Source organism: Pseudomonas sp. NPDC087614, assembly GCF_044743485.1.
Classification (GTDB): Bacteria; Pseudomonadota; Gammaproteobacteria; order Pseudomonadales; family Pseudomonadaceae; genus Aquipseudomonas; species Aquipseudomonas baetica_A.
Genome location: NZ_JBIUWN010000021.1, coordinates 50,787 through 70,226, shown reverse-complemented (window position 1 = coordinate 70,226; position 19,440 = coordinate 50,787). Strand labels below are relative to the sequence as shown.

The following is a 19,440-nucleotide window of genomic DNA, read 5'->3' as shown; positions in this document are numbered from 1 at the left end:
CGTTTGTGGCGCCTGGACCGGAAGTCACCTATACCTCGCCGGCTTTACCGGTGGCACGGGCATAGCCGTCAGCCATATGGGTAGCCGCTTGTTCGTGACGAACCAGGATGTGGGTCACTTCCGGTTCTTTGAACAGGGCATCGTAAACATGCAGGAGAGCACCACCCGGGTACCCGTAAATATATTTGACGCCTTCGTCACGCAAGAAGCGGACGAGCATCTCACCGCCAGATAAAAGCTCCACGTTGTTCACCTCTAAAACGCCAGAATACCGTCCACAAAATAGGGGCGGGTCTTAATAGGTTTACTTCTCGGCAGAGCATGAGCGACGGTGGTCGCCGACTACGTCAGCACTGACTGAGCAAGTATTGGGATCGTCCCAAGTGTTGCGGGCCTTTCCCACCCAGCGCGAGGTAACGCGTTGCGGGTGTAACAGGTCGGCGCGGATGTGCGCCTCATGATCTACCGAGAGGGTCTGCTTCTGGCAGTCCCTCTACAGCGGACTTTGGATTCTTCTGTTTCGCCCTCTCCAAGTCAAGTCGTCTGTGTGCTTAATTGTGGGTAAGCACATGAGAACGCAAGAAAAAACCTGAAAACCGCTACTCTGTTAGCGTCAATTGCGCAATTTTGCCAAGGAATCAGCATGCGAACGCTCCTCCTCACACTGCTGATCGGCCTCAGCTCCTGGTGCTCGGCCGCTCAGATCTACAAATGGGTCGACGCCCAAGGTGTCACGCATTTCGATGCACAACCTCCCCAAGGCCAGCCGTCCACCTCTGTGCAGACACCCTCCTCGCCCGCGCCGAAACCTGCGGCAATGCCCGGTAACGGCGTACTCGGCGATCAGAAAGCCATCGACGCCAAGGTCCGGAAACAGGTCGCCGACCAGCAAGCGCAGCTCAAAGCATTTTGTGAACAGGCACGCACCAACCTTGCGCAATTGCAGAACAATCCGCGCTTGCGGGAGGAAGTAGAGGGAAAATTGCGGCGGCTTGATGATGCGCAGCGTCAAGAGCGCATCGGCGAAACGCAGAAGCAGATAGCGGAAAACTGCCAGTAATGACTGGCAGCTTCTGGTTCAGCGCGAAGCAGTAATGAGCAGGTCGAACTCTTTGAGCAATACCTGAAGCTGCCGATCCTTGCCCTGCAGATTGCGCTGGGCGAAGACCATTTCAGCCATTTCCTGAATGCCCGAGGCATTAGGTAACGGCAGATCCTGTTCGAGGATCATCTTCATGCGTGGCAGGAATATCCATTGCAACCACTGCTCGAAATCGAGCGTGTCGACCGAAAACGGCTCGACACTGCTCAAGGCTTCGGCGGACGGCGAGACTTCATCCCACATGCCCTGCGTACGCAGTTCACGCTCGATCAACAAAAGCTGATCGGCGATTTTCGGAAAACGACTGTCCATCACAGCGAAACCCTGGCCTTTTGACGGGCCAGAGCGGCACCAGCGGAGTCCCCCTGCTTCTCACGGGCCTGCGCGATCAGTTCCCACAGACTGGCCTGTAAATCCGGACGACCGTTGGCCAGGGTCAAGGCACGACGGGCGAACTGTTCGGCCTGCGGCGCATCGCCTTGAGCCATGCGCACCTGCGCAAGGCGATAAAGCACTTGCGGCTCACGCGGGGCTACACGTTGCGCGCGCTCCAGGCTGGAAGACGCGCCGTTGAGGTCGCCACCGGCCTGTTGCTGTTGAGCGGTGGTCAGCAAGGCGAGAACCGGACCGTCCAGTTGCTCATCCGCTGACAAGCCACCGCCACTGTTGGCCGAAGGAATGCCACTTGGCGTCGAAGGCATGCTGTAGCTGCCGGAGTTGATCGGCGCCGCTTCCACTGGCGAAGGGTTGTAAGGCCCCGGCGTGATGCCACCGGACGCCGGACCCGGCACGATCGGCGAAGTGCTGATCGGCGTCGAGGTGGTCGCGCCGCCACCTGGCACCATCACAACTACACCAGAGTCACCTTGTGGAATGGCCTGAGTCTGGCCCTGAACAGGACGCTTGACCGTGGTTTGACGGAAGCCGCCATTGGCCGAAATTCGTTCGCTGTTGGACACGGCCGTACCGGAATCAACCACCGGGATCGAACCACGCTGTACGGTAGAGCAGCCGCTGAGCAAAGCTACGGCGGTCACCGCTGGAATCAACCACTTGTTCACTTGAAACCCTCTTTGCTTAATTCATCCAGCCCTTGACCCAATCCATCACCGACTCGCCTGTAGCAGGCGTTTCGCCCGCACACGAGGCGCCGGGTGGCGGTTCGCTGCCGCGAATATACGGCATCTGCACCGCACCCGGGCAGTTGGCATCGGAGCCTTGCCCGGTATGAGAGTCAACCCACGCCTGTACGATGTTGTCCGGTTGCGGCATGTCCAGCGGCAGGGGATCGGCCTTGCGCATGAAACTGGTCCAGACCTGCAACGCACCGGTGGCGCCGGTGAACGGCGTCTTGCCGTTGTCATCACGCCCCAGCCACACCACCGCCAGCACGTCCTGACTGAAACCTGCGAACCAACTGTCGCGAGAATCGTTACTGGTGCCGGTCTTGCCGGCCAGGGTCAGGGTTTTCGGCAGCACGTTGTAAACCGATCTGCCGGTACCTTCACGCATCACGCGCTGCATGGCGTTCTGGATCAGATAGATGGACGCCGGATCAAAACGCTGCTGAATCTGGAACGGATAACGCTTGAGCGGCTCGCCTTCGGCGGTCAGTACGCTGCGAATCCCGCGCATTGGCGTGTTGAAACCGCCGTTGGCCAGCGTCTGGTACATGGTCGCCACTTCGATCGGGGTCATGCCGCCGGCGCCCAGCAACATCGACGGGTATGCCGGAAACTCACGCGTAACCCCCAGGCGCGCCAAGGTCTTGAGTACATTGGGCACACCCACTTCCAGACCGAGACGCGAGGTCGACAGATTGTAGGAATGCGCCAGGCCCTGATAAAGGAACACGGTGCCATGGGAGCGGCGATCATAGTTCTGCGGTTTCCACACCTGACCGTCGGCACCTTTGACCGCTAGCGGTTCGTCAGACAACCAACTGGTCAGTGTGTACTGACTTGGTTTCTCCAGCGCGGTCAGATAAACCGCTGGCTTGATCAACGAACCCACCGGACGCACGGCATCGAGTGCCCGGTTGAATCCGGCAAAACTTGCCTGCCGGCTACCGATCATCGCCTGTACTTCACCGGTTTCCGGGTTGGTCACGACCATGGCCGCTTCCACATCATCGGAGCCTTTGCGCCCTGACAGACGTTTAAAGGTGTCATTGACCGAGGACTCGGCCTTCATCTGCAGAATCGGGTCGAAACTGGTGAAGATCCGCAGGCCTTCTTCGGTCAAGTCTTCGTCGCGATAGTCTTCGCGCAACTGGCGTTTGACCAGATCCATAAAGCCTGGAAACGAGCTGTCCGCCAATTTGCCGCGAGTGGTCACACCCAATGGCATTTTCTTCGCAGCTTCGACCTGCTCTGCCGTTGCCACGCCTTGTTGCTCAAGCACGTCGAGCACCAGGTTGCGACGCTCAAGCGCACGCTCGGGGTTGCGACGCGGGTTGTAATAGGACGGGCCTTTGACCATGCCGACCAGCAACGCTACTTGATGCAGTTTCAGCTCGGACAAGGGTTGACCGAAGAAAAACTGGCTCGCCAGACCGAAACCATGCACCGCGCGCTGGCCATCCTGACCGACGAAGACTTCGTTGAGGTACGCCTCAAGGATGTCTTTCTTGTCGTAATGCAACTCCAGCAACATCGCCATCATTGCTTCGGTGAGCTTGCGGGTCAGGCTGCGTTCATTGGTCAGGTAGAAGTTCTTGACCAACTGCTGGGTCAGCGTACTGCCGCCCTGAGTCATCTTGCCGCCGGAGGTATTGACCCAGATGGCGCGGGCAATCGACTTCGGCGATACACCCCAGTGACTGTAGAAATCGCGATCTTCTACAGCAACGAGGGTGTCCAGCAGATACGGCGGCACCTGATCGATCTTGATCAGAATGCGGTCTTCAAGGTTTTTCGGGTAAATCCCGCCGATCAGCAGCGGTTCCAGGCGAACCACGGACAATTTCGAACCGTTGATTGCCGAAAGCTCAGCAACGTAGTCACCGGAGAAGCGCACATGCACCGGCTGCGGTTTCTCCATACCTTCATAAAACTGGAAGCCACGGGTATTCAGATCGACGGTATTGCCGTTGACCGCTGCGGAGCCCGGCCCATTGCTCACGGCTTCGCGGCGATAGCCCAGGGCATCGAGTTCGGTGAGGAAATCGTTTTTGCTGAGCTTTTGTCCGACGAACAGCTCAAGCGGACGCGCGTACACCTTGGCCGGGATGGTCCAGCGCTTGCCGGAGAACTTCTCCTGCACCACGGCATCGAGGTAAACGGCGAATCCGGCCAGCACCACAAGGCCGACCAGACTGAGTTTAATGGCCCAGCCCAGCCATGGGCGCAGGCCCTTGGAAGGTGGTTTTTTCTTGGTACGGGGAGATCGAGTTCGAGTCATGGCGGCGGATTATACGCACTTTATTCAGACTCGACAGAAGCGCTCCGAGGTTTGCGTCGGGCTGGCGAGCGGCCATAATGGCGACCTCGAATTTCCCCCAGCCTCTGAAGGATCGCCCGTGAGCCAGTCACTGATCGCTGCCCTGCAAAACCCGGCCCTCTACCCGCACCCCGTCGAAGGGTTCCAGGTCATCGAAACCCATATCTCGTGGGTGATCCTCACCGGCCCCTTTGCTTATAAAGTGAAGAAACCGGTGAATTTCGGCTTCCTCGACTTCACCAACCTCCAGGCGCGTGAGCATTTCTGCGGCGAAGAGCTACGCCTGAACCAGCGTCTGACCGACGATTTGTACCTGGAAGTGCAGCCCGTCACCGGCAGCGTCGAAGCGCCACAACTGGGCGGCGATGGCCCGGCTATCGAATACGTGCTGAAAATGCGCCAGTTTCCGCAAACCGGTTTGCTCAGCACCCTGCAAGCCAACGGCGAGCTGACCACCCGGCACATCGATGAAATGGCCGAGCAGATCGCCAAATTCCACCTCAGCGCCCCGAAAGTCCCGGCCGAGCATGACGCGGGCACCCCGGACAGCGTGATGGCGCCGGTATCGCAAAACTTCGAACAGATTCTGCCGTTCCTCAGCGACAAAAACGATCTGCTGCAACTCGAGGCACTTAAAGCCTGGGCCGAAAGCAGCTTCGCCCGCCTCAAGCCACTGTTCGCCCAGCGCAAGGCCGAAGGCTTCACTCGCGAGTGCCACGGCGATATCCACTTGGGCAATGCCACCGTCATCGACGGCAACGTGGTGATCTTCGACTGCATCGAGTTCAACGAACCGTTCCGTTTCACCGACGTCTGGGCTGACACCGGCTTCCTGGCGATGGACCTCGAAGACCGTGGTCTGAAATCGTTGGCTCGCCGCTTTATCAGCCAGTACCTGGAACTGACCGGCGACTATCAAGGCATGGAAGTGCTGAACTTCTACAAAGCCTACCGCGCGCTGGTTCGCGCAAAAGTGGCACTGTTCAGCATGCCGGCAGACGCAACCCCGGTGCAGCGCGCCACCACCCTGCGTCAGTACCGCAACTACGCCAACCTGGCGGAAAGCTACAGCACCATTCCTTCGCGGTTCATGGCGATCACCCACGGTGTTTCCGCCGTTGGCAAAAGCCACGTGGCCATGCGTCTGGTCGAAGCACTGGGGGCAATTCGTCTGCGCTCCGATGTTGAGCGCAAGCGTCTGTTCGGTGAGCAAACCGTCGCCAATGATGTGCAGGCCGGCATTTATAGTGCCGATGCCAGCACCGCGACCTACGCACGCCTGCATGAAATCGCTGAAGTGATCCTGCACGCCGGTTATCCAGTGGTGATCGATGCCACTTACCTCAAGCGCGAGCAACGTGACAACGCGGCGCAAATCGCCGAAGCCACTGGTACGCCGTTCCTGATCCTCGACTGCAATGCGCCGCAAGCGGTGATTGAGAGCTGGCTGGCCATTCGTCAAGCAGACAAGCAGGATCCATCCGACGCCACGCTGGCCGTGATCGAAGCTCAACAAGCCAGTCGCGAAGCGCTGACGCCGGAAGAAATCCTGCGCAGCAAACGTGTGCAGACCAATGAATCCGGCACGCTGGACACCGTGGTGGCGCAGATCCGCCAACGCCTGCCAGGCCTGTAAGAAACTATTTCGGCCGTGAAGCCCTCGCTCGCTTCACGGCCGTCAAATAGTGGCACTATACTGGCGTCATAAAACCAACAGGTGATGTGACATGAGCCAACCCAAACTTCTCGACACTCCGCTGTATGCCTTGCTGCACAAAGATGACATCACGGGTTTTAACAAAGAGCGCCCGAAAGACGGGCCGATCGACATGGTCGGCGGTGACTTCCGCGGTCTCGACCTGCGCGAACTGAACGCCGATGGCGTGGACTTCCGGGACGCGTATTTCCGCTCCGCCGATCTGCGTGGCATCGATTTCCGTCATGCCTCGCTGGAAGGTGCAAGCCTGGCCCACGCACAGATTTCCGGTGCGTACTTCCCGCCGGAGCTCAGCGCTGACGAGATTCTGATGTCGATGAATTTCGGGACGCGCCTGCGTTATCGCACCCGCTGATAGCTCTGACACGACGCCCACCCTGCGGGGGCGAGCCTGCTCGCGAAGACGGAGTGTCAGTTACCCTGATCGTGAAAGTCAGACCGCTTTCGCGAGCAGGCTCGCCCCCACATTTGATATTTGTTTGCACCCATCTTTCTGCGTTCGCAGGCCTTTCACCCCGCCCGGTTGTCGTTTCTTAGAAGCGTTTGCGTTGATTGCAACCAAACAACCACGCTTTTCCTACTGATGGCTACACTCCTGAGAAGCTCGCCCACGCACCATTCGGCCGTCGCAAGGAGGCTTGATGAATGATGAACTGCAACACCTGAAGAATCTTGGCAAGACGTCAGCGCAATGGCTGCATGCCGTGGGCATCCACAGCGCCTCGGACTTGCGGCGCCTGGGCGCGGTGGACGCCTACCGGGCCGTGCGTACCCGCGGGTTTCGCGCATCGAAGGTGTTGTTGTATGCGATTGAGGGTGCGCTCATGGATGTGCATTGGAATGACATCCCAGCCGAGCGCAAGGACGCCCTGAACAAGCAACTCGAAGCCATTTCCTCGCGTCACAAGAATTGAACAGGCGCTGACCGTTATGTACCTGCTAGGGGAACAATCGGCGCTTGCCGACGCACTGATCAATCGTTTGCAGAACTTGCCGGCGCAATGGCTGGATGGTCTGGCGCCGTGCGCAGAAACCCTGGAGTTGGGCACGACGGATGACCTGATGGCGCAATTACCCGGCGATCAGATGTTTCTGCTGACCGATGGCGTGATCAACGGCTGCATAGGCACCCGGGCGTTGTTTTACTGGCAGGAAGGTGACTTGATCGGCCTGCAGCGCGGTGACGATTGGGCCGATTGCCGTTTGCGCAACGATGGACCAGTGCGTTTGCTGCCCTATCGGCGCAGCGATGTGTTCCAGCATTTGTATGCCGAACCAGGCCGGGCGGATCAGTTTCTCGAGTATTTGCTGGGACAAATGGCAATCCTCGCCCACGCGGTGGCTGAATTGAAACCTCGGGAGTTTCGCAGCACCAATGGTTTTAAACGGGTCGACGCTGGAGAAACCCTGATTCAGCAAGGCGATGCCGCCGATCACGTATTTGTGATCATCGACGGGCACGCCGAAGCCTTCGTCGATGGGCACAAGGTCGGCGAGGTGCCCAAGGACGAGATTTTCGGTGCCATGGCGGTGTTCACCGGCGAGCCACGCAATGCCACGGTCATCGCCTGCGAACCGAGTACGGTGATGTTGATTCCCGGTGATCAGTTTTTGAGCCTGACCCGCACCAATCCGAAGATCGCCCACAGCCTGATCGAAAGCATGGCGCGGCGCATCGATCAACTGAACAAGCAGATCAGCCAATTGAGCTCGAACCGAAATTAACGCCAAGCCCACTTTTCTCTGGGCCGGGCGCCCATTGACGAGATGAAATCAGGGGAATGGAAAAACAGTGGTTGACTCGGTAATGAGAATCGCTATGATTATCACAACTGATCGCGAGATCGGTCGATATTCTGAAAAGCCCTTGGTTCGGACTCTCAGATTATCTCCTCATCAGGCTAATCACGGTTATTTGACCCGGTTTTTACCGGGTCTTTTTTTGCCTGTGGAAAAATCATTTGCCGAACTCGCGGCGCGGCGACCTGCTGAGACCCCGCGAGCAACAACACTGCCAACGGCCACATCCCACGCATGCAATCACCTCGATGAAAACATCAGCGGGCGATGATCAGCGGATGCCCACGCTCCGGGTGCGGCTGCACCAATACTTCAAGACCGAACACGGCTTTGAGCATATCCGGACGCAACACTTGCTGCGGCGTATCCAGTGCAACCGGACGCCCACCTTCGAGCAGCAACACGCGATCACAATAACGTGCCGCCAGATTCAGATCGTGCAGGATCACCAGCACGGCAGCCCCGCGATCGGCAAACTCGCGCACAGCCTGCAAGGTTGTGTGCTGATGCAATGGGTCAAGCATCGACGTCGGCTCGTCCAGCAGCAACGTTTGCCCGGCCTGCCCCGGCCAGAGTTGCGCCAGCACCCGCGCCAGATGCACACGCTGGCGCTCCCCGCCCGACAACGCCAGATAACTGCGACCGCTCAGATGCGCAGCGTCAGCCGCTGCCAGCGCCGCAGCAACAATCTCGTCATCACGTACCCGACCACTTTGATAAGGCAAACGGCCCATGCCGACCACTTCTTCAACGCGAAAGGCAAAATCCAGCGTCGACACCTGCGGCAACACCGCCAAGCGCTGAGCGCGTTGCGTACCGCTCCAATGGCTCAAGGCTTCGCAGTCGAGGGAAACTTCGCCCTCACTGGCCGTCAACTCGCCGCATAGAGCGCCGAGCAAGGTACTTTTACCGGCGCCATTGGGGCCCAGCACGCCGAGCACTTCGCCCGGTTTGAGCTCCACGCTGACCCCGCCAAGGACAGTCTTGCGGCCGCGAAGGATATGCACGTTGTGCGCACGCAACATCAGGCACGCCCTCGCAACAACAGATAAAGAAAGAACGGCGCACCGATAAATGCCGTGACAATACCGATTGGCAACTCCGCCGGCGCCAGCGCCAGACGCGCCAGCAGATCCGCCAGCAACAACAGACTCGCCCCGGCCAGCACAGAGGCTGGCAGCAACACTCGATGATCGGGACCTGCCAACAACCGCACCAGATGCGGCACCACCAACCCGACAAAACCGATCATCCCCGCCGCTGCCACTGCCGCGCCGACACCCAGTGCCGTGCAGAACACCAGTTCGCGCTTGAGTCGCTCGACATCAATGCCCAAATGCCCCGCCTCGGATTCACCGAGCAGCAAGGCATTCAACGCTTTCGCCCGACGCGGCAGCCACAGCGCAACGCCGGCGCTGATGATCAACAACGGCCACAACCGCGCATAACTGGCGCCGTTGAGGCTGCCCAGGTTCCAGAACGTCAGCGTGCGCAGGGTTGCGTCGTCCGCGAGATAGGTGAACAGTCCGACCGCCGAACCGGCCAGCGCCGTCAGCGCGATCCCCGCCAGCAACAGGGTTGCAACGTTGGTTTGCCCATTGCGCCGGCCGAGTCGGCAGACCAGCGCCGTCACCCCGAGCCCGCCGAGAAACGCACACACCGATAACAGATAAGGCCCGAACGATTCAGGCAAACCGCCAAAAAAAGAGCCGCCGACAATCGCTATCGCCGCCCCTAACGCCGCGCCACTGGAAACACCGACCAGCCCTGGGTCCGCCAGCGGATTACGAAACAACCCCTGCATCGCCACGCCAGACAATGCCAGTACACCGCCGACCGCCAGCCCGAGTAACGTTCGCGGCAGGCGAATCTGCCCGAGAATCAGTTCGGCCTGCTCCAGCCCCTCCGGTGCCAGCGGCACACCGATCAGGCGCAAAGCCGCGCGTAACGTATCGAACAGCGGCAGACTGACCGGGCCGAGCGCCAATGACAGCCAGATCGCCAGCACACACAGGAGCGTCAGGCCAATGAACAAGCCTCGGGGTTTGACCCGTGTGGTCATGGGTTGCTCTTGGCCGGGTAGAAAGCGTCAGACAGGGTTTTCACAACGCGCAGACTCAGGCGCATACACAGCTTCCTTTAACAAGGTTTCCCGGGCGTCTGGGTGGTAGGCCAAGTATCCTCGGCATCTGGCAAACGCCGGTGGGCGAAGGCCGCCATTTGATAATTGCTTGCATTTAAACGTCAAGCTCGAACATATCCGAACACGAGCCAACATTAGAGGATAGTCATGAAGTTTCTCTGCGCGGGTGCCGATCTGGCCGAGGCCGGCAGTCGCGGTTTTGATGTCGACGGAAAAAAACTGTTTGCCGTGCGCCGCAACGGCCAGGTCTATGTCTACCTCAATCGTTGCCCGCATCGAGGCGTTGGCCTGGAATGGCAGGCGGATCAGTTTCTCGACCCGAGCAACAGCCTGATCCAGTGCGCCACCCACGGCGCACTGTTTCTGATCGAGGACGGTGAATGCGTCGCAGGGCCCTGCGCCGGGCAATCGTTGACCCGCATCCCCTGCCGGGAAGACGTACAAGGTGTGTGGATCACCCTTTAACCGCTGAGCAGTACCTCCAACCGACGATCAATGACCATTTCCTCATGGTTCAACCGCACACCGTACGCCAGTACTTCAACGCCACTGGCAACCGCTTCACGCAGCGCCTCGGCATAGGCCGGGTCGATTTCCACAGCCGGACGCACCGCCTCAATCCCGGTGAGACTCACGCAGTACAACTGCACCGCACGAATCCCGTCCCGCGCCAGATGCGCCAGTTCACGCAAATGCTTGGCGCCACGCTGGGTCACGGCATCGGGAAACGCCGCCACATTCGTGCCATCAAAGCCCAAGGTGACGCTTTTCACTTCCACATACGCCGGGCCGCTCGGGTATTCGAGGCGAAAGTCGATGCGGCTTTTTTCCTGTCCGTAAGCCACTTCGCGCTTCAACGCGGTAAACCCGTTCAACTCGGTGATGACGCCAGCCTGCAAGGCTTCTTCGACCAGCCCGTTGGCGCGCGCGGTATTGACACAAAACAAACGGCCCTGCGGGGTTTCGCCGATTTCCCAAGTGCCGGGCAATTTGCGTTTCGGGTCGTTGGAGCGACTGAACCAGACTTGCCCGCCCTCGACCTGACAATTGAGCATCGAGCCGGTGTTTGGGCAGTGAATCGTCAGCAACTCGCCGCCAACGGTTTCGATATCGGTGAGAAAACGCTTGTAACGACGGATTAGCCGCGCCTCTTCCAGAGGAGGATGAAAACGCATCAGCCTTGCCAACTCTTCAAGCCACGCGCGATCCGCTCCACCGCTTCCTGTAAGCGAGGGAGGTTTTGCGTGTAGGCAAAACGCACATGGTGGCTGGCCTGATAGCGTCCGAAATCCAGACCCGGGGTAAACGCAACGTGCTCGGTTTCGAGGAAATGTTGGCAGAACGCGAAGGCATCGCCGCCGAACTGGCTGATATTTGCATAAAGATAGAATGCACCTTCGGGTTCCACGGCAATGTTGAAACCCAGTTCGCGCAACGCCGGCAGGAGAAAATCGCGGCGACGGCCGAATTCGGCGCGGCGCTGCTCCAGAATCGCGATCGTGTCAGGTTCGAAACAGGCCAGCGCCGCGTATTGCGCCATGCTCGGTGCGCTGATGTAGAGGTTCTGTGCGAGCTTCTCCAACTCGCTGACCGCCGCATCCGGCGCCACCAGCCAACCGAGGCGCCAGCCGGTCATGCCGAAATATTTCGAGAAGCTGTTGAGGACAAATGCGCTGTCATCGACTTCCAGCACGCTCGCCGCATCGGTGCCATACGTCAGGCCGTGATAGATCTCGTCTACCACCAGATGGCCGTGCCGGGCCTTGATGGCGGTGGATAAGCCGGCCAATTCATCGCGCGTCAAAATGGTCCCCGTCGGGTTGGCTGGCGAAGCAACCAGCGCGCCAACACTCTCGTGGTCCCAATAGCGCTCGACCAGATCCGGAGTCAGTTGATAACGCACGTCCGGCCCGACGGGCACTAGCTGCGCAGCGCCTTCGACCAACCGCAGGAAGTGGCGATTACACGGGTATCCGGGGTCCGCCAGGAGCCAGTGCTTGCCGGGGTCGACCAGCAAGGCGCTGGCCAGCAACAGTGCGCCGGAGCCGCCCGGGGTGATCAGAATGCGTCGCGGATCGATGCTCAAGCCATAACGCGATTGGTAGAAACCGGAAATTGCTTCGCGCAGCTCAGGAATGCCACGGGCAGCGGTGTAACGGGTTTTGCCCGCCGTCAGCGCGGCTTGGCCGGCACGGATGATTGGCTCTGCGGTCGTGAAGTCCGGTTCGCCAATCTCCAGGTGAATGACATCGTGCCCCTCGGCCTGCAATTCATTGGCCCGCGCCAGCAGCGCCATCACATGGAACGGTTCGATCGCACGACTGCGCGCACTGTAGGGCTGAGCCATTGGCCTTCCTTCGACGAGGGAAAAGAAACGATTCTACCCATCTGCCGGAACGAGCGAGAACCCGCAGAGGTCACAGCCTCAAGAACTCTGGATTGTAATGACACAAGCGTACGCTCCAGGATTGACTAAAATCAGTGATTGAACAGGTCTTCCACACCGCCAGACACGGCTTGCCAAACATTTGCAAGCGCCACCCGCCGGGGCCTCGACATCCGGGAGTAGCGCAGGCCGAATTGATCTGGTAAGTTCGCCCGCTTGCAGCCGCAGGGCCGGCAGGTGTCGGTGATGGAGCAATCCTGCGCAATGGATTACAAGAGTAGAGGCGGTCCATTTCATGCCCACCCAAGCAAAGCAACAGCAACAAGCGACGATCAGCGGCTTCGAACCTTATGTTCCGAAGGCTGGCGAAGAGTACATGGGCGCCCCGATGCGAGCGCACTTCACCAAGATCCTGAACAAGTGGAAACAGGACTTGATGCAGGAAGTCGACCGTACTGTTGATCACATGAAAGACGAAGCGGCCAACTTCCCTGACCCGGCCGATCGTGCCAGCCAGGAAGAAGAATTCGCCCTCGAACTGCGCGCCCGTGATCGCGAACGCAAGTTGATCAAAAAGATCGACAAGACGCTTGAGCTGATTCAGGACGAAGAATACGGCTGGTGCGAGTCCTGCGGCATCGAGATCGGCGTCAAGCGCCTCGAAGCCCGTCCTACCGCGGATCTGTGCATCGACTGCAAGACCCTGGCGGAAATCAAGGAAAAGCAGGTCGGCAAATAATTTCGACCTGAACAAAAAACGGAGCGTGCGAACGCTCCGTTTTTGTTTCTGCCTTTTGCCTGCCTTCTCTGTTTTCTCTGCCATTGCGGGAGGGGACTTGCTCCCGAATACGGTGTGTCATAAACAGAGATGTTGACTCATAAACCGCATTCGGGAGCAAGCCCCCTCCCACAACGGTAATGCGCGCGAAACCTGAAAAGTTATATGGCTCCCATGACTGCCAAAACCTCCCCTGCCTACATCGGCCGCTTCGCCCCAACCCCCAGTGGCCACCTGCATTTCGGTTCGCTGGTCGCAGCGCTCGCCTCCTATCTCGACGCCCGCTCTGTGGGTGGTCGCTGGCTGGTGCGCATGGAAGATCTCGATCCACCCCGTGAAGAGCCCGGCGCGCAGAGCGCGATTCTCAAGGCGCTGCAAAGCTATGGGTTTGAATGGAACGGCGAGATGGTGCGCCAGAGTGATCGGCACGATGCCTATGCCGAAGTCCTCAACAGCCTGTTCAACCATGGTCTGGCCTACGCCTGCACTTGCTCGCGCAAACAACTGGAGCCGTATCACGGGATTTATCCCGGGTTTTGCCGCAATGCCGGGCACGACCAGCAGGATGCCGCTATCCGCCTGCGTGTGCCGGAGCTCGAATACCATTTCATCGACCGCGTGCAAGGCGAATACCGCCAGCATCTGGGCCGTGATGTCGGCGATTTCGTCATCCGCCGTCGCGACGGCCTCTATGCCTATCAACTGGCCGTGGTGCTTGACGATGCCTGGCAGGGCATTACTGACATCGTGCGCGGCGCCGATCTGCTCGACTCCACCCCGCGCCAGCTCTATCTGCAGGAGTTGCTGGGCCTGCGTCAGCCGCGTTATCTGCACCTGCCGCTGATCACCCAGCCGGACGGCAACAAACTGGGCAAGTCCTACCGCTCGCCGCCACTGCAAGCTGATCAAGCCACGCCATTGCTGCTAAGGGCCCTGCGCGCACTGGGGCAAAACCCCGGCGCCGAACTCGAATATGCGACGCCGCAGGAACTGCTCAACTGGGGCAGCACCCACTGGGACGCCACGAAGATCCCGCGCACACTGACCCTGCCCGAAGCACAACTGCGATGACGACACTTGCAGTCGCGCCGCCATCCGTTACCATCGCCGCACGTTTTCGGGCACGCACATAAAAAAGAGAGGCCGGGATGTACATCTATCGCTTGGTCCTGCTTTTGGTCGTGGGGATCTATCTGTTTTCTCCCGCCATCATGGATTGGTGGATCGACGCTACGGGCGCCTGGTATCGCCCCTATCTGCTCTGGCTGATCCTGATTGTCGTGACCTTCATCCTGCAGAGCCAAAAAGATGCCGATGAGCTTTAGCCTGACCCAGATGATCCTGATCAGCGCCGCGTACCTGGCGGTGCTGTTCGGTGTTGCCTGGATCAGCGAACGGGGCATGATCCCGCGGGCGATCATTCGCCATCCGTTGACCTACACCCTTTCGCTGGGGGTTTACGCCAGTGCGTGGGCGTTCTACGGCACGGTGGGCCTGGCCTATCAGTACGGCTACGGCTTTCTTTCCAGTTATCTCGGGGTCTCTGGCGCGTTTTTGCTGGCGCCGGTGTTGCTGTATCCGATCCTGAAAATCACCCGCACCTATCAACTGTCGTCGCTGGCCGACCTGTTCGCCTTCCGCTTTCGCAGCACCTGGGCCGGTGCGCTGACCACGATTTTCATGCTGATCGGCGTGCTGCCGTTGCTGGCGTTGCAGATTCAAGCGGTGGCCGACTCCATCGGCATTCTGACCGGCGAGCCGATTCAGAGCCGCGTGGCCCTGGCGTTTTGCGCGCTGATCATTTTGTTCACGATTTTCTTTGGTTCACGCCACATCGCCACCCGCGAGAAGCACGAAGGGCTGGTGTTCGCGATTGCCTTCGAGTCGGTGATCAAACTGATCGCTCTCGGCGGCGTTGGCCTGTATGCGCTGTACGGCGTGTTCGACGGCCCGCAACAGCTTGAACTGTGGCTGTTGCAAAACCAGACCGCCCTCGCCGCTCTGCACACGCCGCTGCAGGAAGGCCCGTGGCGTACACTGCTGCTGGTGTTCTTCGCCTCGGCCATCGTGATGCCGCACATGTATCACATGACCTTTACCGAGAACCTCAACCCGCGCTCCCTCGTCAGTGCCAGTTGGGGCCTGCCGCTGTTCCTGCTGCTGATGAGTCTGGCGGTGCCGCTGATCCTGTGGGCCGGTCTCAAGCTCGGCGCCACCACCGATCCGGAATACTTCACTCTCGGCATCGGCATTGCCGCCAACAGCAAACCCTTGGCCTTGCTTGCTTATGTCGGCGGGCTGTCGGCCGCCAGCGGACTGATCATCGTCACCACCCTGGCGTTGTCAGGCATGGCGTTGAACCATTTGGTGCTGCCGCTCTATCAGCCGCCCGCCGAAGGCAATATCTACCGCTGGCTGAAATGGACCCGTCGCGCACTGATCGTCGCGATCATCATGGCCGGTTTCGGTTTTTACCTGATGCTTGGTGCCGAACAGGATCTGGCCAACCTCGGCATCGTCGCGTTTGTCGCGACCCTGCAATTCCTGCCCGGCGTGTTGTCCGTGCTGTACTGGCCGACCGCTAACCGGCGCGGCTTTATTGCCGGTCTGCTGGCCGGGATTCTGGTCTGGGTCGTCACCATGCTGCTGCCGCTGGTCGGCAATCTGCAGGGTTTCTACATTCCGCTGCTGAACATGATTTACGTGCTGGACGACACCAGTTGGCACATGGCGGCCATCGCGTCGCTGGCCGCCAACGTGCTGATGTTCACCCTGATTTCGCTGTTCACCAATGCCAGCCCCGAAGAGGCCAGCGCCGCCGAAGCCTGCGCGGTGGATAACGTACGCCGTCCGCAACGCCGCGAGCTGCACGCCGCCTCGCCGCAGGAATTCGCCACACAACTGGCCAAACCGCTCGGCGCCAAAGCGGCGCAGAAAGAAGTCGAACAGGCCTTGCGCGACCTTTACCTACCCTTCGATGAGCGTCGGCCTTACGCCTTGCGCCGATTACGCGACCGTATTGAAGCCAACCTCTCCGGGCTGATGGGGCCGAGTGTGGCGCAGGACATGGTCGAAACCTTCCTGCCGTACAAGGCCGGCGGCGAAAATTACGTCACCGAAGACATCCACTTCATCGAAAGCCGCCTTGAGGATTACCACTCGCGCCTCACGGGCCTGGCCGCCGAACTCGACGCACTGCGCCGCTACCACCGCCAGACCCTGCAGGAACTGCCAATGGGCGTCTGCTCGCTGGCCAAGGACCAAGAGATCCTGATGTGGAACAAGGCTATGGAAGAGCTGACCGGGATCGCCGCGCAGCGCGTGGTCGGCTCGCGCTTGAGCACCATTGGCAATCCATGGAAAGAATTGCTCCAGGGCTTTATCAACCTGCCGGACGAACACTTGCACAAACAGCATCTGGCACTCGACGGACAGACCCGCTGGCTGAACCTGCACAAGGCGGCAATCGACGAGCCGTTGGCACCGGGTAACAGCGGTTTGGTGTTGCTGGTAGAAGATTTGACCGAAACCCAGATGCTTGAAGACAAACTGGTCCACTCCGAGCGTCTGGCCAGCATCGGTCGTCTCGCCGCGGGTGTCGCCCACGAAATCGGCAACCCGATCACCGGCATCGCTTGTCTGGCGCAGAACCTGCGCGAAGAACGCGAAGAAGACGACGAGCTGACCGAGATCAGCGGACAGATTCTCGAACAGACCAAACGCGTGTCACGCATCGTTCAGTCGCTGATGAGTTTTGCCCATGCCGGCGGTCATCAGCATAACGACGAGCCCGTTTGTCTGGCCGAAGTGGCCCAGGATGCCATCGGGCTATTGGCGCTGAACCGGCGCAATTTCGAAGTGCAGTTCTACAACCTGTGCGACCCGGATCACTGGGTCGAAGGTGACCCACAACGCCTTGCCCAAGTGCTGATCAATCTGCTCTCCAACGCTCGTGACGCCTCGCCTGCCGGCAGCGCCGTGAGGGTCAAGAGCGAGGCCGGCGAACACACGGTCGACCTGATCGTTGAGGACGAAGGCAGCGGTATTCCGAAGAACATCATGGACCGATTGTTCGAACCTTTCTTCACCACCAAGGATCCTGGTGAAGGTACCGGTCTGGGCCTTGCACTGGTCTATTCCATCGTTGAAGAGCATTATGGACAAATCACCATCGACAGCCCGGCTGATGTACAAAGCCAGCGCGGCACCCGTATCCGGGTGACCTTACCGCGTCATGTCGAAGCGACGTCCGCTGTGAACTGAGACCGTCGAGAGTATCTAATCAATGCCGCACATTTTGATCGTCGAAGACGAAACCATTATCCGCTCCGCCTTGCGCCGCCTGCTGGAACGCAACCAGTACCAGGTCAGCGAAGCCGGTTCAGTGCAGGAAGCACAAGAACGCTTCACCATTCCTACGTTCGATCTGATCGTGAGCGATCTGCGTCTGCCGGGCGCTCCGGGTACCGAGCTGATCAAGCTCGGCCAGGGCACGCCGGTGCTGATCATGACCAGTTATGCCAGCCTGCGCTCGGCGGTCGACTCGATGAAGATGGGCGCGGTGGATTACATCGCCAAGCCTTTCGACCACGATGAAATGCTTCAGGCCGTTGCGCGGATCCTGCGTGATCGCCAATCGGCGCCGGCAGCGGGCGAAGCCGTTGCCAGCAAATCTGCCAATGGCAGCGGCAAAACAGCCACCGACAACAGCAACGGCGAAATCGGCATCATCGGCTCCTGCCCACCGATGCAGGATCTGTACAGCAAGATCCGCAAAGTCGCGCCGACCGATTCCAATGTGCTGATTCAGGGCGAGTCCGGCACCGGTAAAGAGTTGGTGGCCCGCGCCCTGCACAACCTGTCGAAACGCGCCAAGGCACCGATGATCTCGGTGAACTGCGCCGCCATTCCGGAAAGCCTGATCGAGTCCGAACTGTTCGGCCACGAAAAAGGCGCATTCACCGGCGCCAGCGCCGGTCGTGCCGGCCTGGTGGAAGCGGCGGACGGCGGTACGCTGTTCCTCGATGAAATCGGCGAGCTGCCGCTGGAAGCCCAGGCCCGCCTGTTGCGCGTTTTGCAGGAAGGTGAAATTCGCCGTGTGGGCTCGGTGCAATCGCAGAAGGTCGATGTTCGTCTGATCGCGGCGACTCACCGAGACCTCAAGAGCCTGGCGAAAGTCGGCCAGTTCCGGGAAGACCTTTATTACCGCCTGCATGTGATCGCGTTGAAACTGCCAGCCCTGCGCGAGCGCGGTGCCGACGTCAACGAGATCGCCAATGCCTTCCTCGCTCGCCAGAGCGCGCGGATCAACCGTACCGACCTGAAATTTGCAGCGGATGCCGAACAGGCCATCCGTCACTATTCCTGGCCGGGTAACGTTCGTGAACTTGAAAACGCGGTCGAGCGCGCGGTGATCCTCAGCGAGAGCCCGGAAATCTCCGCTGAACTGCTGGGTATCGACATTGAGCTGAGCGATCTGGACGACGATGAATTCATTGGTCTGCCGCCGCAAACCTCAGGTAACGCCAGCAACAGCAGCCACGAACCGACCGAAGACTTGTCGCTGGAAGACTACTTCCAGCATTTCGTCCTCGAGCATCAGGACCACATGACCGAGACCGAACTGGCGCGCAAACTGGGCGTCAGCCGTAAATGCCTGTGGGAACGGCGTCAGCGCCTGGGCATTCCACGACGCAAGACCGGGGTCGCCAGCGAGAGCTGAACGTTACCTGTCGAGTGTGCGGGTAACGCTTGAAGATGTGAAAAAACTGTTACCTCAGTCTTTCCACGTAACAGAAGCCGGGGTTATCGGTAACGAAACCCCGGCTTTTTTTCGCCCTGACAAAAGGGCCCGATCGACCTAACCCCTTGTTTTATTGGGGTTCGCAAAAGTTGGCACGGCACCTGCTATATGTTTGGTACAAGAACAATAACAAGCAATGCACAAGACAATAAAAATAAGACGAATCGACTCACGCACAATAAAAACAAGACGGCGAGAGGCGCAGCTAACTGATTCTTTTGGAGAGGCGTTGTATTTGGGGCTTGCCCCACGACCAGGCCGAGAACAACA

General features: G+C 59.4%; 18 protein-coding genes and 1 pseudogene. 11 read left to right on the top strand and 8 right to left on the bottom strand.

Annotation, left to right across the window (positions count from 1 at the left end; all coding sequences use genetic code 11):
• Positions 1-31 precede the first annotated feature (31 nt).
• Positions 32-244: pseudogene (locus tag ACIOWA_RS11105) on the bottom strand (thiamine pyrophosphate-binding protein); the annotation flags it as partial.
• A gap of 399 nt (positions 245-643) precedes the next feature.
• Between ACIOWA_RS11105 and ACIOWA_RS11100 the strand changes: the two are divergent.
• Positions 644-1,060, top strand: coding sequence for a DUF4124 domain-containing protein (locus tag ACIOWA_RS11100; protein ID WP_401159773.1), 417 nt, complete (start codon positions 644-646; stop codon positions 1,058-1,060).
• Positions 1,061-1,078: 18 nt separating this feature from the next.
• Here the strand turns inward: ACIOWA_RS11100 and ACIOWA_RS11095 are convergent, their stop codons facing one another.
• Genes ACIOWA_RS11095 through mrcB form a run of 3 tightly spaced genes read right to left on the bottom strand, consistent with a single transcriptional unit; the run spans position 1,079 to position 4,504 of the window.
• A complete protein-coding gene (locus ACIOWA_RS11095) occupies positions 1,079-1,414 on the bottom strand; it encodes a YqcC family protein (protein WP_221733590.1) in 336 nt (111 codons plus the stop codon).
• Positions 1,414-2,163, bottom strand: coding sequence for a hypothetical protein (locus ACIOWA_RS11090; RefSeq protein WP_401159771.1), 750 nt, complete (start codon positions 2,161-2,163; stop codon positions 1,414-1,416). Before ACIOWA_RS11090 ends, ACIOWA_RS11095 begins: the two co-directional genes overlap by 1 nt.
• Before the next feature lie 16 nt (positions 2,164-2,179).
• Positions 2,180-4,504, bottom strand: a complete 2,325-nt coding sequence (mrcB, locus tag ACIOWA_RS11085; RefSeq protein ID WP_401159769.1) for a penicillin-binding protein 1B — start codon at positions 4,502-4,504, stop codon at positions 2,180-2,182.
• Between the two features lie 118 nt (positions 4,505-4,622).
• Here mrcB and ACIOWA_RS11080 point away from each other — a divergent pair, with 118 nt between their 5' ends.
• From ACIOWA_RS11080 to ACIOWA_RS11065, 4 genes are all read left to right on the top strand, one after another.
• A complete protein-coding gene (locus tag ACIOWA_RS11080; protein WP_401159767.1) occupies positions 4,623-6,179 on the top strand; it encodes an AAA family ATPase in 1,557 nt (518 codons plus the stop codon).
• A 91-nt stretch (positions 6,180-6,270) separates the two neighbouring features.
• A complete protein-coding gene (locus ACIOWA_RS11075; protein WP_221733586.1) occupies positions 6,271-6,615 on the top strand; it encodes a pentapeptide repeat-containing protein in 345 nt (114 codons plus the stop codon).
• A gap of 286 nt (positions 6,616-6,901) precedes the next feature.
• Positions 6,902-7,174: a TfoX/Sxy family protein gene (locus tag ACIOWA_RS11070; RefSeq protein WP_003228231.1), complete on the top strand. Its 273-nt coding sequence runs from the start codon at positions 6,902-6,904 to the stop codon at positions 7,172-7,174.
• A 16-nt stretch (positions 7,175-7,190) separates the two neighbouring features.
• The gene (locus tag ACIOWA_RS11065; RefSeq protein ID WP_401159766.1) at positions 7,191-7,985 is read left to right on the top strand and encodes a Crp/Fnr family transcriptional regulator; all 795 of its coding nucleotides are present in this window, start codon (positions 7,191-7,193) and stop codon (positions 7,983-7,985) included.
• A gap of 332 nt (positions 7,986-8,317) precedes the next feature.
• Here ACIOWA_RS11065 and ACIOWA_RS11060 read toward each other — a convergent pair whose 3' ends face one another.
• Both ACIOWA_RS11060 and ACIOWA_RS11055 read right to left on the bottom strand, forming a co-directional pair.
• Positions 8,318-9,085 carry a heme ABC transporter ATP-binding protein gene (locus tag ACIOWA_RS11060; protein WP_339466641.1) on the bottom strand — a complete coding sequence of 256 codons (768 nt, stop codon included), beginning with the start codon at positions 9,083-9,085 and terminating at the stop codon, positions 8,318-8,320.
• Positions 9,085-10,068 carry an iron ABC transporter permease gene (locus tag ACIOWA_RS11055; protein WP_339432822.1) on the bottom strand — a complete coding sequence of 328 codons (984 nt, stop codon included), beginning with the start codon at positions 10,066-10,068 and terminating at the stop codon, positions 9,085-9,087. The genes ACIOWA_RS11060 and ACIOWA_RS11055 overlap by 1 nt, the downstream gene beginning before the upstream one ends.
• Before the next feature lie 282 nt (positions 10,069-10,350).
• On the opposite strand from ACIOWA_RS11055, the gene ACIOWA_RS11050 reads away from it, so the two are divergent.
• Positions 10,351-10,668 carry a Rieske (2Fe-2S) protein gene (locus tag ACIOWA_RS11050; RefSeq protein ID WP_339432804.1) on the top strand — a complete coding sequence of 106 codons (318 nt, stop codon included), beginning with the start codon at positions 10,351-10,353 and terminating at the stop codon, positions 10,666-10,668.
• On the opposite strand, the gene sfsA is transcribed toward ACIOWA_RS11050, so the two are convergent.
• A complete protein-coding gene (sfsA, locus tag ACIOWA_RS11045) occupies positions 10,665-11,378 on the bottom strand; it encodes a DNA/RNA nuclease SfsA (RefSeq protein ID WP_401159763.1) in 714 nt (237 codons plus the stop codon). The two genes, ACIOWA_RS11050 and sfsA, sit on opposite strands and share 4 nt — an antisense overlap.
• The gene (locus ACIOWA_RS11040) at positions 11,378-12,550 is read right to left on the bottom strand and encodes a pyridoxal phosphate-dependent aminotransferase (RefSeq protein ID WP_339432802.1); all 1,173 of its coding nucleotides are present in this window, start codon (positions 12,548-12,550) and stop codon (positions 11,378-11,380) included. The genes sfsA and ACIOWA_RS11040 overlap by 1 nt, the downstream gene beginning before the upstream one ends.
• Positions 12,551-12,884: 334 nt before the next feature.
• On the opposite strand from ACIOWA_RS11040, the gene dksA reads away from it, so the two are divergent.
• The 5 genes from dksA to ACIOWA_RS11015 all read left to right on the top strand — a co-directional run bounded on the left by dksA (position 12,885) and on the right by ACIOWA_RS11015 (position 19,089).
• Positions 12,885-13,328 carry an RNA polymerase-binding protein DksA gene (dksA, locus tag ACIOWA_RS11035; protein ID WP_003228250.1) on the top strand — a complete coding sequence of 148 codons (444 nt, stop codon included), beginning with the start codon at positions 12,885-12,887 and terminating at the stop codon, positions 13,326-13,328.
• Positions 13,329-13,541: 213 nt separating this feature from the next.
• On the top strand, positions 13,542-14,438 hold the full coding sequence (gluQRS, locus tag ACIOWA_RS11030; RefSeq protein WP_401159761.1) for a tRNA glutamyl-Q(34) synthetase GluQRS: 897 nt from the start codon (positions 13,542-13,544) through the stop codon (positions 14,436-14,438).
• A gap of 77 nt (positions 14,439-14,515) precedes the next feature.
• On the top strand, positions 14,516-14,692 hold the full coding sequence (locus ACIOWA_RS11025) for a hypothetical protein (RefSeq protein WP_003176118.1): 177 nt from the start codon (positions 14,516-14,518) through the stop codon (positions 14,690-14,692).
• Positions 14,676-17,630: an ATP-binding protein gene (locus ACIOWA_RS11020; protein WP_339432800.1), complete on the top strand. Its 2,955-nt coding sequence runs from the start codon at positions 14,676-14,678 to the stop codon at positions 17,628-17,630. The genes ACIOWA_RS11025 and ACIOWA_RS11020 overlap by 17 nt, the downstream gene beginning before the upstream one ends.
• Positions 17,631-17,652: 22 nt before the next feature.
• The gene (locus tag ACIOWA_RS11015; protein WP_339432799.1) at positions 17,653-19,089 is read left to right on the top strand and encodes a sigma-54 dependent transcriptional regulator; all 1,437 of its coding nucleotides are present in this window, start codon (positions 17,653-17,655) and stop codon (positions 19,087-19,089) included.
• The last annotated feature ends 351 nt before the right edge of the window (positions 19,090-19,440 follow it).